Consider the following 15,325-nt stretch of genomic DNA (forward strand, 5'->3'; position numbering starts at 1 on the left):
TTCTGGAGGTCATGGCACAAGAATCGGGCAGAAGCTGATGGCCTCGGTGCCGGCGAACCGGTCGGTGAGCCATCCGAACGCAGCAGCACCGTCGATGTCTGCGTGACCGGAATTCGGTTGGAGCACAGATTGAATCGTGTCTCCGTTGGCACAACCTGCCGCGATGGCGGCATCGGTCCACGGCTGCGAGATCAACGTGTCCTTGCCGCCGTAGACAACCAACATCGGTGCGGCCGCCGCAGACTTCGGCAAACTCATCTCCTGCAGGTATCCCGCCAGCTTCGCCGTCGCCTCGGGGGTGGCCGGACGAAGGTCGTCGTCGCTGATCTGCGCCGCCAAGGACGTACGGTCTGCAGCGAGAACGCCGCCACAGGCCGAGAGCTCGTCCCACTTGTCGGCAACGATGCCCCTGCGGTAATCGTCCAGGTTCAACTCCGGATGAGACTTGGCCAGGCCCACCAGAACCCACTGCAGCAGCGGCTTCTGATCGTCGGTGAGCGTGCCGCTTGCAGCCGCGGCCGCAAGTCCTGTGATGTCTGCCGCGGGAACCAGGCTGACCGAACCGACCATCTCGAGTCCCGCGCCGTAGGTGCCCGCCAGTTCGTTTGCAGCCCAGGCCGCCTGACCGCCTTGGGAGCCGCCGAACGCAGCCCACTTCGTGGACGCCTCGGGTATGAGCTTGCGCGCAGCACGCACCGAGTCGATCAGGTTGTTGCCGACGGTCCGAGAGTCGAGATACGGATGATAGGTACCCTCCAGGCCCAGTCCCTGATAGTCCGACACCGTGACCACATGCCCGGACCGCACCAGTGCCGCGACGATCTGCGAGCTGCCGAGCAACTCGGGATCGGTCGACGGTGCACAGTCCTCGAGCACACCGGTGGTGCCGTGCCCGTACGCGATGATCGGCCAACCGCCCTCGGGCGGAGTGCCTTCCGGCGCGAAGATCGTGCCCGAGACGCGCTGTGGCGAACCGTCGACCCCGGAGGTGGACGAGTAGACCACCCGCGCCGCGACCGACGAGACACCACTGACTCGGCGATCGATGGTCAGCAGTTGCTGCGCACTTTCGAGCGAGCCGGGGCCGCCTTCGCCGTAATCTGCATCGAGGCTCGCGCCGAACGCTGCGGACTGCGAGTCCGATCGCGATTCTACGGACGGTTCGTCGGAGGAACACCCCGACGTCACCAGGATCAAGGCCAGTGCACAGGCACCGCTCGCTCGGCTTACTCGCTGCGTTCGCGATGTTGTCATCGGACCCCCTCTGCGGCGGGCGACCACCGCGGTGCGGTCGCCTGCTTCACGATGTTCTCGACTTGATCGCGATGGTCGATCGAGTCGCGTGCAATTCCGAATGCCAGTACCAGCACACTGCTCATGATCGCTCCCATCACTCCCCCCAGAATCAGATTGCTCGTGAGCTTCGGCCCGGTGGCTGCATCCGGAGTGGTGGCCGCATCGACGAGCGTCACCTCCGACACCGCTCCGTCGGCACCCAGGTCGATCTCGCCGACGAGCTTGATGAGCTGCACTGCAACGGCATTGGCAATATCGCGTGCCTGCTCGGCATCGGAGTTCACCACCGAGATCTCGATCAACGCCGAGCCCGGTGTCGGCACCACCGTGATGTCCTTCTTCAGTACCTCCGGTTCGACCGGCAGATCCTCCGAGGCGATGACGCGTCGCAGCACCTGCTCCCCGGTGGCCAGCTGAACGTACGTCTCGACGCGAACCAACGACCCACGATTGCCGTCGAGCGAGTTCTTGGGCGACGTGGGCCCAGGAGCGGTGACGAAGACGCGGGATGCCGCGGTGTACGACGGCTCGACGAACTGCGTCGCCAACCACGCGACACCCGCCGACAGTACGGCGGCGGCCAGGATCGACGCCCAGGCGGACAACAGGATACGGCCGTAGTCCTTGAGAGTCGGAACACCGGTCGGAGCAATCACTTGTTCAGCTCGCACGTGTTGACCGGTCGCTGGCCGGCGAACATACCCTTGACCCACGGCAACGACCGACTGCTGTCCAGATCGCCGTGGCCTTCGCCCTCGTGCAACTCGTACTCGACGACGTCTCCGGAATCACATGCGCGCTCGAGCGCCTTCTCGGTCCACGGCGCAAGGATCAAATCGTCCTCACTGCCGTACATGACCAACAGGGGAGTCGACGAACGCTGCTGCGGCAGAGCCATGTCCGACAGGTAGCCGCGAAGACGATCCGTCGCTTCGACGCTGACCGGCTTCAGGTCTGCTGCTTGCAGGCCCGCCAAGAGCCCAGGCACGGCGTCGGACTTCGGTGGCACGCACTCCATGAAGTCGTCCCACCGTTCCCGAGCCAACCCGGACCGGTAGTCGTCGAGATTCATCTCGGGATGACTGATCGCCAAACTGTTCAGCGCGTACATCAGCAGGGGGTACTGGGCCCGAGTCAGAGTCTGATTCGCGGCGGCATCGGCCAGCCCGGCCATGTCCGACACCGGAACCATGGCCGCAGTACCCACCAGCTCCAACCCGCCCCCGTACTCGGCATTGCGGTCGCTCGCTGCCCAGGCCGCCATGCCGCCGAGCGAGACACCATAGGCACCCCAACGGGTGCTGAGTGTGGGCATGAAGTTCCTGGCCGCGCGGACGGCGTCGATCATGTTGTAGCCGAACGTCTTCGAGTCCAAGTAGGGATGATACGAACCGCCGAGCCCCAACCCCTGGTAGTCGGTCATTGCGACAGCGAAGCCGTTGAGGACGAGCGCCGCCACGATGGGCGCGCTTCCGAGCAGGTTGGCGTACTTGGACGGCCCACACGCCTCGAGGACACCCGTCGTGCCGTGCCCGTAGGACACCACCGGCCAACCACCCTCGGGCGCAGCGCCACCGGGGACGACAACGGTGCCCGAGACCTCCGTCGGCTCACCGGTGACTCCCGACGTCGATCGATAGACCACGCGAGTGGCAGTGGCACCCAACTCGGTGATGTCCACTGCGATGTCCCGGATCGGCTCGGCCGAGATCAACGAACCCGGCGCTGTTCCACCGAAATTCGCCGGTGGTGGCGGCTCGGCCGTCAACGGTGCGGCCGTGACGGGAGCCGTCTGGACTCCGGGCGGCAGGACGATCCGAGCTTCCTGCGAGCACGAGATCGACACCGCGGCTGCGGTCAACAGAACGCCGACTCGGATCGCGAACCTACCTGGCATCGAGGCTATCCTCTGCTCGCCGAGGGGGTTGCGGTGCCATTGGTCGCAGTGTCATTGGTCGCCGGCGTCGGACGCACTGCCGTCGAAGGAGCAGGTGCAAACGGAGCCGCCGTGGAAGGACCGGCGGACTCCCCTGCGGCCGAGGGCGTTTCGCCGGACCTTCCGGAAACATCGGAGTTGCCACCGAGGAGGCGTCGGGCCGAGGGTTCGAAGGTGGTCACGACGCCCAACACGGTTCCGCCGACACCGTCGAGCACCTTGATCGCACGTCGCAACTTCTCACGCGTCGTGCGGCCGGTACGCGCGAGAACCACTGTGCCGTCGGCCAATGCGGTGAGAATGGCTCCGTCGGTGACCTCGAGCAGCGGCGGGGTGTCGACGACGACGTAGCGGTAATCGCCGCGCAGCGTCTCGAGCAGGTCCTGCGCGCGGTCCGATCCCAACAACTCGCTCGGATTCGGCGGCACCGGACCCGAGGGCAGCACCGACACACCGTCGAACACATCCTTCTGGATGGCGTCCTGGACGCTGTGCTCACCGGAGAGCACCGTCGACAGACCGCTGTTCTGCTCGATGCCCAAGCGGGAGCCCAAAGTTGCGCTGCGCAAGTCGCCGCCGACCAGCAACACCTCGTGTCCTGCCTCGGCCAGAACTGCAGCGAGATCGATGGCCGTGGTGGTACGTCCTTCGCCCGTGGCCGCACTCGTGATGGTGATGACACGCGGCGGCGAGCCACCACCGAGGAACCGAATATTGGTGCGCAGCGCACGCAGCGGCTCGCCCATCTTCTTCGTCATCGACGCCACCGCCACGGTGGGACGCGTCGCATCGACCGGAAGGCCACCGAGCACGACGCGGCCCGAGACATCCTCGGCGCGCGAGCGATCGCGAATCGAGCGATCCACGAGACCACGCAGCAGCGCGAGTGCGAGACCGATCACCAAGCCGACAACGCCGCCGAGCCCGAGCATGACGTACAGACCCGTGCCGATCGGTGCCGAAGGGACGTCACCCTGATCGACGATGGTGGCACCGGCCGCAGGGTTGCCGCCACGCTGAGACGTTTCGAGTTCCTGCACCACCTGCGTCAGCTGTCCGGCAACCGCGTTGGTCAATGCCTGAGCCACTTCGGGATCGGCATCGGTGGCGCACAGATCGAGCAACACCGTCTTCTCGATCGGCGTCGCGGTGATCCGGGAACGCAGATCTGCCGCGGACATCTCCAGCTGCAACTGATTCACGGCTCGCTGTGCAACCTGAGTGCTGGTCGCCAATCCTGCGTACGAGGAAACGCGCTCCTGCGAGAACAGATTGTTCTGGTACGCCTCACCGACCGAGCTGCCGCCTTCGGTGGTGACGAACAACCGGGCACACGCTTGGTACTGCGGCGTCGTGAAGAACGTGTAGGCGTAACCCCCGGCGACGCCGATGACCGTCGCGAGCGCAACGATCCACCACCCCGCGCGAAGGATCCGCCAATACTCTCGAATCTCCACGAATGCTCCTATCGGATGAACCGTCGGTCAAGGGGAAAGAATAAAGCGCAGCGAAGGATTCGGCACGGCGTACATGTTGCGAGCGGGTGAAAGCGTGACAACATCAGAACCCATGAGCATCACGCAGCGGGTCGGATGGGTCGCCATCGTGGCAATCCCCGTTCTCGTTACATTCGCCATGATCGTCGGCGGAACACCAGCAAAACTGGGGGCGTTCGCCCTCGTTGCACTGACCGTGGGAGCGTACATCGGCCTACGTCACCCGCTGTATTTGACTCGCGCTCTTGCTTTTTCATTGGGCGCACTCCCCTTCGGCTACGTACCGGGCACACCCGTTCCGTTGATCTTCACGTTGAGTGTCGCGACAATTCTCGCCACTGTGATTCACCGCACAGCGGTGAGCCGCATCACATGGCCCGAAACGACCGTCGTTGCACTGATCGTTCTGTCCGCACTGTCGGTCGTCGTCACCGCCACCGGCCTCGGTGATTTCTTCGAATTCGGTAAATGGCTGATCTCGACACTCGTGGTGGTGTGCCTACTGCGTATGCCGCGCGACGAAATGGCGACATTCGGCAAGATCTACGTCTACGCCGCCTCGGCCGCAGCAGCTTTCGCAGTGCTGATCTTCGTCGGCGATCCCGCGGGCAAACTCATTCGCTATCTGTCGATCCTCGGGTACGGCACCGAAGCGGAGAGCACCCGATTCGTCTACAGCCCCACTGGAGCAACCTCGGTTCGCCTGGCCGGGACGTACATCGACCCCAACGCAGCCGGAATCGGCTTCGTCCTCGCACTCATGCTGTGCATCCTGCTTCTGCGCGGGTACCTGCGCACAGCCCTCGCATCTCTGTTGTTCTTGTCGATCGTGCTCACACTCTCGCGTGCGGCCCTGTTCTCCGTCGTGGTCGGGGTACTGCTGATGTTCGCGTTCCAACAACTGCGGACCAGGGAGCGTCTCGCCATCGTCGGCGCGTTCGCGGCGGCCTTCGTCGGAGCCCTCGCCGTGCCCAGTGTGCGGAGCCGAGTCTTCTCGTCCTTCGGAAACGAGGACGCAGGCTCGAGCGCCCGCGGTGATGCTCTCGCCGAGTTCCCCGGCCACCTGCAGGGACACTGGTTGTTCGGCCTGGGTTGGGGCCGACCCGAATTCGTCGATCCCGCGACCGCGTTCGAGGTGAATTTCGTCGCCAACTCGCCACTGCTCACCGTCTACCGCGGCGGCATCTTCACCGGTCTCGCCTTCACCGCAATCCTCGTGGCCGGTGCCGTCGTGGGCTACCGAATGTTGCGATCGGGCCATTGGGAACTGGGCTTCTACGGCGGTACATTCATCGGTTTCTCCGTGGTCGCCCTACAGCTCGACTTTCCTGTCGTCAGCACGCCTGCCACCACCACAGCATTTTCTGTGATGCTCGCATTCGTCGTCTACGCGTGGGAAAAGGCGACCGAAACCAATCTCGACGGCGACAACGCCGAGGGTAGAAAAACGAAAAACTTGCTTTCGGTCGAGGGTACTCGACCAGCAGTTTCATAATTATCGGTCGGCTTTTTGTGATTTGTACAAAAACGCTCCTGGGGTGCAATGATTCACCGCATCGGTCCGTCGAATGTCGGTATGGACCCCCTGGTGGAGAGAATTGAAGATGGTTCACTTTCGCGGTGGCTTTCGCACAGTAATGTCAGCGACAACCGTTTTGATCGTCGCTGCGGGGCTCGCTTTCGGAGTCTCGTCCGTCCTCACTTCACCCGACCACCTCGTCGGTGCATCACGCGCCGAGGCGGCCCCCAACCCACCCGGCGTCGGCATTTCCGACGGCGGTGGACTTCTCTGGGCGTCCGACGCAGAGTTGGACACCACCGTGCAATTCATGACGGGAATGGGCGTCAAGTCGATGCGCATCGCAATTCCGTGGTCGAACGTCGAATACACCCAGAATCAGCTGGACTGGGCGCCCGTCGATCGCGTCGTGAACAAGCTCCGCGCAGCGAACATCTCGATGCTCGGCATCATCGCGTACACCCCGCCCTGGGCGACCTCACCCGTCAATCAGCCCCTGAACACGCGTCCGGCATCACCGGCGGCGTTCGGAGACTTCGCAGGCAAGGTCGCCGCCCGCTACAAGGGCAAGGTTGCCGATTACGAAATCTGGAACGAACCCAACGGGTCGATGTTCTACGGGCCGCAGCCCGACGCTGCCGGCTACACCGCCCTGCTCAAGGCTGCATACCCCAAGATCAAGGCCGCCGACTCCGCTGCGACCGTCGTCGGCGGCGTACTCGGCGCAGCCGAACAGGGTTGGGGCATCGTCAATCCCGTCGACTTCACCAATCAGATGTATGCGGCAGGTGCCGCAGGCTCCTTCGACGCACTCTCCTACCATCCGTACCAGTACTCACTCAAGTTCTCCGAGGGTCCCTACGTCGACCATTCACCGGCCCGGCAGCTCATGGACATGCGCGCGGCCATGGTCGCCAACGGCGACGGCAGCAAGAAGATCTGGGCCACCGAATACGGCGTTCCCACCTCGGTTGTGTCGGGAGATCAACAGAATGCGATGATCACCGACTTCGTCCAGAAATGGCGAGAGCTCCCTTACACCGGGCCGATCTTCCTGTACACGATGCGTGACAAGGCAACCGGGAGCAACGACCCGGAGGACACGTTCGGCCTCCTCGAAAGCAACTGGGGAGCCAAACCTGCCCTGTGGGGACTGATGGGCCTGCTGCAGAACAACATCCCACGCACTGCCGAGTACAACCGGTTTGCTGCCGCTCCCAACAACTCCGGTGCGGTCCTGAGCCCGGTGTTCCCCGTTCGCGACACATGGGCGCAGTACCGCCAGGACGCGGTCCTCTACGAGATGTCGAACGGTTTCGTCGCCGTTCCTCGCGCGGTGGCCGAGTCGATCCGGGCCACCGGATTTCTCCCCACCACGCCGTTCAACGGCACCTACCAGGACTTCGACAGCCCCTTCGGCCTCCGTGTGTTCTCCACCGCCATCGGTGGTACCCACAACATCGGTGGCGGTATCTACACCGCCTGGGATCCCACCCTCGGGCCTGCAACGAGCGACGAGATGCCGCAGTACGGCGGCGGCGTGCGGGTGACCTTCCAGTACGGCGCCATCACCTGGACACCGTATGTGGGAGCGACTGTCACCCGGTGAATTCTTCGGCCTGAGGTTGAACATTCACAAACCGCATGCCCCTTTATGGCGGCCGAACTGTGCCCTTTATCGGCGGTATCATTGCGCCCGCGTTAAATCTTCGCGAAGGTGCGGTTTCTTCGCGGCAATGATCTATTTCGCTTTGTGAACCACCTCACTTAACGCTATCTATTTCTGCTCGAAACGGATATTCATATACCGCGAACGAATGACTCTTCGTGGCAGGAATTTGTCGATTCGTTCGTAGGTCTCGTCGGGGGACACCAGTTACTTCAGCGCTCGCTGTGCACCGAAGCACGCGAGGGCTCTACGTGGTGTGCGAGATGCCCTGGATCCATACGAGTACGGATAGACACGACGGGTTGCTCACATGACGAATATCGCTGTGTCACAGCTAGTTCCGCCCCACCCCTGCCGGGTCGAAGCATGACGGACAGCATCCGCGTCGCGATCGCTCACGACTACCTCACCCAACGGGGCGGAGCCGAGAAGGTCGTGCTCGCGATGGCGCGTGCCTTCCCCGACGCACCCATCTACACCACACTGTTCGAGCCGTCGACGACCTTCCCCGAGTTCTCCGAACTCGACGTACGACCCTCGAAGTTGAACCGGATCGGGTTTCTGCGCAAGAACCACCGCGCAGCACTCCCTCTGCTCCCCTTCGCATCCTCGTCCATCGAGATCGATGCCGACGTGGTGCTCACCAGCACCAGCGGCTGGGCACACGGCTTCCATACCTCCGGGCGCAAACTGGTGTACTGCTACTCACCGGCGCGATGGCTGTACGAATCCCAGATGTACCTGGGCGAATTTCCGAGTCCTCTCAAGCGTGTTGCCCTCGAGGGACTTTCGTGGCCGCTGCGTCGTTGGGATCGCCAGGCCGCTCTGTCGGCAGACCGCTACCTCGCCATTTCCACTGTGGTGCAGCAGCGCATCACCGACGCGTACGGCATCCCCTCGACGGTGGTGCCCGCGCCGTTCACCGTCGAAACCGCCCCCGCGGAAGCGATACCCGAGGCCACCGCCTGGCTCGACGGTGCCGGCTACTACCTGTGCATCTCGCGGTTGTTGCCGTACAAGAACGTCGACAAGGTGATGGCCGCATTTGCCGGAACCGAACGTAGGCTGATCGTCGTCGGTCGCGGGCCGGAAGCCGATCGTTTGCGAAAGCTCAAGTCCGACAACGTACTCATGCTCAGCGACCTGACCTCGGGCCAGATGACCTGGCTCTACCAGGGCTGTAACGGTTTGATCGCCGCGAGCTATGAAGACTACGGATTGACCCCCATCGAAGCGGGTTACCACGGCAAGCCCAGTGCAGTGCTCCGCTGGGGCGGATTCTTGGACACCGTCGAGGAAGGCATCTCGGGGGTGTACTTCGATCGACCACAACCGGATTCGATTCGTGAGGCGGTCACCGCTCTCGAACGGACGACCTGGGAACCACTGAAGATCCAGGCACACATGGAGCAGTTCAGCGAAGAACGCTTCGCCGCCGAACTCATTTCCGCAGTATCCGACATTCGTGCAGAACAAATCGAGAGGACGGCGTCGCGATGAGCAAGCGCGCATTGATCACCGGCATCACCGGGCAGGACGGCCTCTATCTCGCAGAGCTGCTGCTGAGCAAGGGCTACAAAGTGTTCGGTCTGCTTCGCGGACAGAACAATCCGAAGGCACCGATGCTGGAGCGAGTGCTACCCCAGGTCGAGATTCTGCACGGCGATCTCCTCGATCTCTCGGCTCTGATGCGAGCGTTCGCCGTGGCCGATCCCGACGAGGTGTACAACCTCGGAGCCGTCTCGTTCGTGGCGTACTCCTGGGAGAACGCGCGACTGACCACCGACGTCACCGGCGGCGGAGTGCTGAACATGCTCGAGTCCACGCGGCTCTACGAGCAGGTCGCGGGCAAGCAGGTGCGCTTCTACCAAGCATCGAGCTCGGAGATGTTCGGCAAGGTCCAGCAAGTGCCGCAGCGTGAGGACACTCTGCTCTGGCCACGCTCGCCGTACGGTGTCGCCAAGGTCTACGGCCACTACATGACGATCAACTACCGCGAGTCCTACGACATGCACGCCAGCTCCGGAATCTTGTTCAACCACGAATCCCCCCGTCGTGGACCCGAATTCGTGACACGTAAGGTCTCGCAGGCCGTCGCACGAATCGCACTCGGACTGCAGACCGAACTTTCGCTGGGCAACCTCGACGCCAAGCGAGACTGGGGTTTCGCAGGCGACTACGTCGAGGCCATGTACCTGATGCTGCAGCAGGACCAGGCCGACGACTACGTCATCTCCACCGGCGAGACCCACTCGATCCGCGAGCTCCTCGACCATGCCTTCGCTGCCGTCGACATCGACGACTGGGAGCCCTACGTCAAGATCGATCCGCGCTACTTCCGGCCCGCCGAGGTCGACCTACTGGTCGGCGATTCCTCGAAAGCGCAAGCCACCCTTGGCTGGAAGCCCAAGGTGGCCTTCCCCGAACTGGTGACCATGATGGTGCGCAACGACCTCGCCGAACAATCCCCCGACACCGTCAAGATCGCGTGAGCACCGGGGCCCACCCGACCGCTCTGATCACCGGAGTGGCGGGCCAGGACGGCAGCTACCTCGCCGAACTTCTGCTCGACCGCGGCTGGGCAGTGCACGGCGTCGCCAGGCCCGGCGGTACCCATCGCACGGTCGATCCACTCGTCGAACAGCACCACGTCGAGCTGAGCGACCACAGGGCCACAACGACGTTGATCGCCGAGACCGATCCCGATTACGTATTCCACCTCGCCGGCATCTCGTCTGTGTGGCGGTCGTGGAACGACCCGGTACTCACCACCCGAGTCAACGGGGTCTCCGCCGCCGCGTTGCTCGACGCCTGCTTCAGCCATCAGGAGGCGTCGGGAAAGCGGATCGTGATGATCAACGCGTCAAGTGCCGAGATCTTCGCCGGATCCGGCGTCTCGCTGCAGAGCGAGGCGACCCGGATCGCACCCACATCCCCCTACGGGGCATCGAAGGCGCTCAGTCACCACATGGTCGACGTCTACCGAGCACGGGGACTCGAGGCGACCAATGCCATTCTCTACAACCACGAGTCACCGCGACGCCCGGAATCCTTTGTCACACGCAAGATCAGCAAGGCCGCCGTCGCCATCTCGCGTGGACACCAGACGACACTCGAACTCGGCAATCTGAGCTCGGTGCGCGATTGGGGTTGGGCTCCCGACTACGTGAACGCGATGGCGGCGATGGCCGAATACGGCAAGGGTGACGACTTCGTCGTCGCCACCGGCCAGGCCCACAGCGTCGCAGACTTCGTGTCCACCGCCTTCGAGGCAGTGGGCATCGACAATTGGCGTGACTACGTGCGCAGCGACTCCGAGATGCTCAGGCCCACCGATTCGGCAAGAATGGTCGGCGACGCCTCCAAGGCCCGCACCTTGCTGGGCTGGGAACCGACGAAGACCTTCGATCAGGTCGTCCAAGCAATGATCGAGTTCGACATGACGGAGGAGATGGCAGCATGACAGCGGTCGAAAAGCCCGAGAACGAGATCTACGACGTGTCGAACTACAAGATGCAGGACATCACGTTCAAGCGGAAGCTCCGCAACCGCATCGGCACGCTCGGCTTCAACATGTTCGTCACACACATTCCCTCACACTGGATTCGGCAGAACTTCCTGCGTGCATTCGGTGCGACGATCGGCAAGGACGTCTCGATCTTCCGCGGCACCACGATCCTCGATCCAGAGGGGCTGACCATCGGCGACGCGTGCTCCATCGGGTTCCGGTGCATGCTCGACGCCCGCGGCGGAATCACCATCGGCAGCAATGTCGTCATCGCCAGCGACACTCACATCATCGGCGGCTACCACGATCACAACTCCCCGGAGTTCACACCGATTCTCGAACCCTGCGTGATCGGCGACTACGTGTGGATCGCCAGCCGCAGCACCCTTCTCAGTGGCGTCACCCTCGGCCGCGGCGCCGTCGTCGGTGGTTGCTCGATGGTGCGCCAAGACGTCGGCGAACTCGAAGTGGTTGCCGGCGTGCCCGCGAAAGTGCGCGCGATGCGTGACCCGAAGGCACTCGCCTACCGCCCCAAGTATCGGCCGTTGTTCTACTGATGATCCTGCGTGACTGCCGACTCGTCTACGTCGCCCCCCGATCCGGGGTGGGCGGCGTGGGCGACTACGCCGACGACTTCGCCGACGCCGTGCGGCCACATTTCGGCGAGGTGATCGAGTATCGCCACGACGGGCCCGGATCTCACTCGGTGCGCGATATCCTGCGACACCGCAGAGCAATTCAAGAGCTGGTCGACGCAGATCCGGGCCGAGTGATCGTGCACTGCGAACTCAGCGGTGGCTCGGTGATGCCGTTCTGGGCAACTGCTCGGCTCACCGGCAACCCGATGGTGACCGCGACGGTGCACGACCCGCCCGGTCTGGTCTGGTGGCCCGCCCGCACCAAGTTCCTCGCCGGCAAGAAGGTGCTCAATCACGGCCTGCACTACCCGTTTCGAGCGGGGTGGCGTGCACTCGAACGCCGAGTAGCCGGTAGCCGAACGCTGTTTGCGCTCACCCGCTCCGGGGCCGATTCACTCGCTCGCGAATATCCTGCTGTGACAGCCGAAGCCAGCGCGCTGTTCGTTCCCGCGCGCCCCGACATCACCCCCGCCGAGGAACGCCCGCGTGCGGTCGGTCTCTTCGGATTGGTCTATCGAGGCAAGGGCTTCGACCAGATTCAGCAGCTCAGAGACCGCCTACCCCGCGACATTGCGATCCGCATCGCCGGCCGTGGAACCGAACTGCTCGACCCCGTCGACGGCGTCGACATCCTCGGCGAGGTCAACGGACCGGACGAGGACGCCTTCTTCGCATCCATCCGCGCACTCGTCTTGCCTTACGGCAAGAGGAGTGTGTACGGAGATGCATTCCCTGCGTCGTCCGTCGTGACCCGAGCAATTGCCTATCAGACCCCGGTGGTCTGCCTGAAGGTCGGCGCTCTCGCCGAGTCCGACAGCGGAGCGCTGGTGGTCGACGGGGGTGTCGACGAGTTGGCGGACGCCACCGCAGACTTCATCGCCGATCCCATTGCGCTGGGCAAACTTCGACGCGAGGTCGAAGCGCTCCGTATCTCCCACACCGCAGATCTCGTCGTCGAGGACTTTGTCACGGTATGGGCCGAGCAGTGAACGGCAACCTGGTGAAGGCAGGAATTGCTGCCCTGTGGACCTACGGTGGTCGCGGTATCGGCCTGCTGTGGACCATCGCGCTGATCGCCCAATTGGGGATCGCCGACTACGGCCAGTACGCAATGGCCTTCGCCCTCGCCGCGATCATCGCCGCTCCGCTGGATCACCCGTTCACGGTGCGTTCGATTCGAGTCGGTGAACGAGAGTTTCTGGGCGAGCGGACAACTCGCGTGCTTGCCGGTGCTGCCCTTATAACCGGCGGACTGTGCCTGATTCAAGTCAACTACATCGCGTGGTTCGCCCTCGTCATCGGTGGCGGCGAGCTGGTCTTCAACGCATACAAGAGCAGGGCACTGCGCGACGGCCGTCCTGATCTCACCCAGCGACTGGACACCACACGACAGGCCACGTCCATCGCACTCGCGACGGCGTACCTCTTCGCGGTGCCCGACGCAACGCTGACGACGGCCAGCCTGCTCTATGCCGCACCGTATTTCGTCATTGCCGTGCTGGCCGCACTGCGAACCCGCGTGGCTGCACCACTGCTGCCCGGTTCGTGGCGCGAGATGTCGATGTTGTTCTCGGAGAACCTCGCCAATGCCGTCTACATCCAGGGTGACGTCCTGTTGCTCGGCTTCCTCACCGACTCCACCATCGCGGGCTATTACTCCGTCGCCGCGGTGACGGCCTGGGCAGTGGCCTTCATCGGCCAGGCCTTCGGCAACACCTTCCACGAAAAGCTGCGTGCAGCAGACGGACTGGTCAGCGCAGGCCCGGCCTTGAAGCACACCGCGATACTCGGCGGTGCCGCTGGATCTCTGCTACTGGCAGCGGGTCTCGTCCTCTTCTTCACGCCCGCCTCCCCGCAGATCGCGGGTGCACTCGTGGTGATGTCGCTGTTCGTGGTGATGCGGGTGATGAATCACGTGTTCACCACCGTGCTGTATCTGCAGCACCGCGACCGGACCCGAGTGCTGGCGGCGGCCACGCTGGCACCGCTGAAAATGGTTCTCGTCCTGTGCCTGTTCCCCTTCGGAGCCGTCGGTGCGGCCGTGGCCTCGGTGGTCACCGACGCCGTACTGCTCGTCTGGTTCATGCGCGCCCTGTACCGCGCTGCGCCAACACAAGATGTGGTGAAAGGAAAGGTGCCGCAATGAGACGCGCGACATTCCTGCTGTCCAAAGACCCCGTCACCGAGCACGGCGGCGATATCGCGCTGTCCCGTTTGATGATGCAGCTCGCCCGCGAGGCGTTCGAGGTGCGCTCGATCTGCCTGTCCAAGGAGACCGACGTCGTCCCCGACGTGGTGCGCGTCCCCAAGCCGACCGTCGACGTAGGGCTACTGCTGAAGTCGGTTAGGCCGACGCGCTCGGTGGTACACGGACGCTACGACGTCGACGCTTTCCGCGACGCCATCGATGCGTCACAGTCCGATGTGTATGTGGCAGAACACAGTTACATGGCCGAGTCGTTCCTCCGCTCGGCCAAGCTCGGGTCGCCGTTCGCGATCAACACCGTCAACACCGAGTCCCAGGTATGGAAAGTCACTCGTGGGTTGGTCGGCCGCATCGAGGCACCGCGCATCCTACGTGACGAGATTCGCGTTGCCCGGGCCGCGGACGCCGTCGGGACCTACGATGCCGACGAGGCCCAGATGTACCGCAACAAGGGCGTGCGCGACGCTCGGTGGATCGACCTCACGCTCGAACCCGCGCCGCAGTTGGATCTGTCAGAAACCACGAAACGTCTGGTGTTCATGGGAACTCGCGACTGGCCGCCCAACCAGGAAGCCTTCAAGATCGCGCTCGAGTACTGGCCGGCGATTTCCGCGGGCATCGACGGGGCCGAACTGTGCATCATCGGCGCAAAGGCCCCGGGTGCCAAAGATCCCGTCTACCCTGCCGGGGTTCGCGATCTCGGGTTCGTCGACGATCTGCAGGAGTTCCTCGGCACCTGCCGCGCACTGATTGCGCCCGTCGCCACCGGCGGCGGTGTACGCGTGAAGATCCTCGACGCCGCCAGCAAGGGACTCCCCGTCGTCGGGACCTCGGCAGCCGTCGGATCGCTCGACTCGATCTTCGAGCTTCCCACGTTCGACGACACCGAGCAGTTCGTGGCGGAATGCCGTCGTTACCTGCTCGACCGCACCGCCGCCGTCAAGGCAGGTGAGCGCATCTACGAGTTGAACACCGCACGATGGAACGACCGCGTGCCCCATTCCACCGTCGAAGCACTGATCAGCGCACCACTGACGAGGACCCTAGGATGATCGCC

At 63.7% G+C, this 15,325-nt stretch carries 13 protein-coding genes; 9 read left to right on the forward strand and 4 right to left on the reverse strand.

All coding sequences use genetic code 11. From position 1 onward, the window contains the following. Positions 1 to 9 precede the first annotated feature (9 nt). The 4 genes from ACNEOT_RS19500 to ACNEOT_RS19515 are packed head-to-tail and all read right to left on the reverse strand — an operon-like array spanning position 10 to position 4,689. Positions 10 to 1,254 carry a lipase family protein gene (locus tag ACNEOT_RS19500; protein ID WP_415976085.1) on the reverse strand — a complete coding sequence of 415 codons (1,245 nt, stop codon included), beginning with the start codon at positions 1,252 to 1,254 and terminating at the stop codon, positions 10 to 12. Then, positions 1,251 to 1,952, reverse strand: coding sequence for a YveK family protein (locus tag ACNEOT_RS19505; protein WP_415976086.1), 702 nt, complete (start codon positions 1,950 to 1,952; stop codon positions 1,251 to 1,253). Before ACNEOT_RS19505 ends, ACNEOT_RS19500 begins: the two co-directional genes overlap by 4 nt. Continuing rightward, positions 1,949 to 3,193: an alpha/beta hydrolase family protein gene (locus ACNEOT_RS19510; protein WP_415976087.1), complete on the reverse strand. Its 1,245-nt coding sequence runs from the start codon at positions 3,191 to 3,193 to the stop codon at positions 1,949 to 1,951. The genes ACNEOT_RS19505 and ACNEOT_RS19510 overlap by 4 nt, the downstream gene beginning before the upstream one ends. A 5-nt stretch (positions 3,194 to 3,198) precedes the next feature. Beyond that, the gene (locus ACNEOT_RS19515; RefSeq protein WP_415976088.1) at positions 3,199 to 4,689 is read right to left on the reverse strand and encodes a polysaccharide biosynthesis tyrosine autokinase; all 1,491 of its coding nucleotides are present in this window, start codon (positions 4,687 to 4,689) and stop codon (positions 3,199 to 3,201) included. 112 nt (positions 4,690 to 4,801) lie between these two features. On the opposite strand from ACNEOT_RS19515, the gene ACNEOT_RS19520 reads away from it, so the two are divergent. The 9 genes from ACNEOT_RS19520 to ACNEOT_RS19560 all read left to right on the forward strand — a co-directional run bounded on the left by ACNEOT_RS19520 (position 4,802) and on the right by ACNEOT_RS19560 (position 15,320). Then, positions 4,802 to 6,223: an O-antigen ligase family protein gene (locus ACNEOT_RS19520; RefSeq protein WP_415976089.1), complete on the forward strand. Its 1,422-nt coding sequence runs from the start codon at positions 4,802 to 4,804 to the stop codon at positions 6,221 to 6,223. A 142-nt stretch (positions 6,224 to 6,365) separates the two neighbouring features. Beyond that, the gene (locus ACNEOT_RS19525) at positions 6,366 to 7,856 is read left to right on the forward strand and encodes a cellulase family glycosylhydrolase (RefSeq protein WP_415976090.1); all 1,491 of its coding nucleotides are present in this window, start codon (positions 6,366 to 6,368) and stop codon (positions 7,854 to 7,856) included. A 426-nt stretch (positions 7,857 to 8,282) separates the two neighbouring features. Then, a complete protein-coding gene (locus tag ACNEOT_RS19530) occupies positions 8,283 to 9,416 on the forward strand; it encodes a glycosyltransferase (RefSeq protein ID WP_415976092.1) in 1,134 nt (377 codons plus the stop codon). Beyond that, complete coding sequence (locus tag ACNEOT_RS19535) at positions 9,413 to 10,408, forward strand: GDP-mannose 4,6-dehydratase (protein WP_415976094.1); 996 nt, start codon at positions 9,413 to 9,415, stop codon at positions 10,406 to 10,408. Before ACNEOT_RS19530 ends, ACNEOT_RS19535 begins: the two co-directional genes overlap by 4 nt. Then, complete coding sequence (locus tag ACNEOT_RS19540; RefSeq protein WP_415976095.1) at positions 10,405 to 11,379, forward strand: GDP-mannose 4,6-dehydratase; 975 nt, start codon at positions 10,405 to 10,407, stop codon at positions 11,377 to 11,379. The genes ACNEOT_RS19535 and ACNEOT_RS19540 overlap by 4 nt, the downstream gene beginning before the upstream one ends. Beyond that, positions 11,376 to 11,981 carry an acyltransferase gene (locus ACNEOT_RS19545; protein WP_415976097.1) on the forward strand — a complete coding sequence of 202 codons (606 nt, stop codon included), beginning with the start codon at positions 11,376 to 11,378 and terminating at the stop codon, positions 11,979 to 11,981. The genes ACNEOT_RS19540 and ACNEOT_RS19545 overlap by 4 nt, the downstream gene beginning before the upstream one ends. Further along, positions 11,981 to 13,051 (forward strand): glycosyltransferase, encoded by a 1,071-nt coding sequence (locus ACNEOT_RS19550; protein WP_415976098.1) that lies wholly within the window; start codon positions 11,981 to 11,983, stop codon positions 13,049 to 13,051. Before ACNEOT_RS19545 ends, ACNEOT_RS19550 begins: the two co-directional genes overlap by 1 nt. Next, positions 13,036 to 14,208, forward strand: a complete 1,173-nt coding sequence (locus tag ACNEOT_RS19555; RefSeq protein WP_415976100.1) for a polysaccharide biosynthesis C-terminal domain-containing protein — start codon at positions 13,036 to 13,038, stop codon at positions 14,206 to 14,208. Before ACNEOT_RS19550 ends, ACNEOT_RS19555 begins: the two co-directional genes overlap by 16 nt. Further along, entirely contained in the window at positions 14,205 to 15,320 is a 1,116-nt protein-coding gene (locus ACNEOT_RS19560; protein ID WP_415976101.1) for a glycosyltransferase, read from the forward strand. Before ACNEOT_RS19555 ends, ACNEOT_RS19560 begins: the two co-directional genes overlap by 4 nt. Positions 15,321 to 15,325 lie beyond the last annotated feature (5 nt).

Source organism: Rhodococcus sp. 077-4 (genome assembly GCF_047782425.1).
GTDB lineage: Bacteria > Actinomycetota > Actinomycetes > Mycobacteriales > Mycobacteriaceae > Rhodococcoides.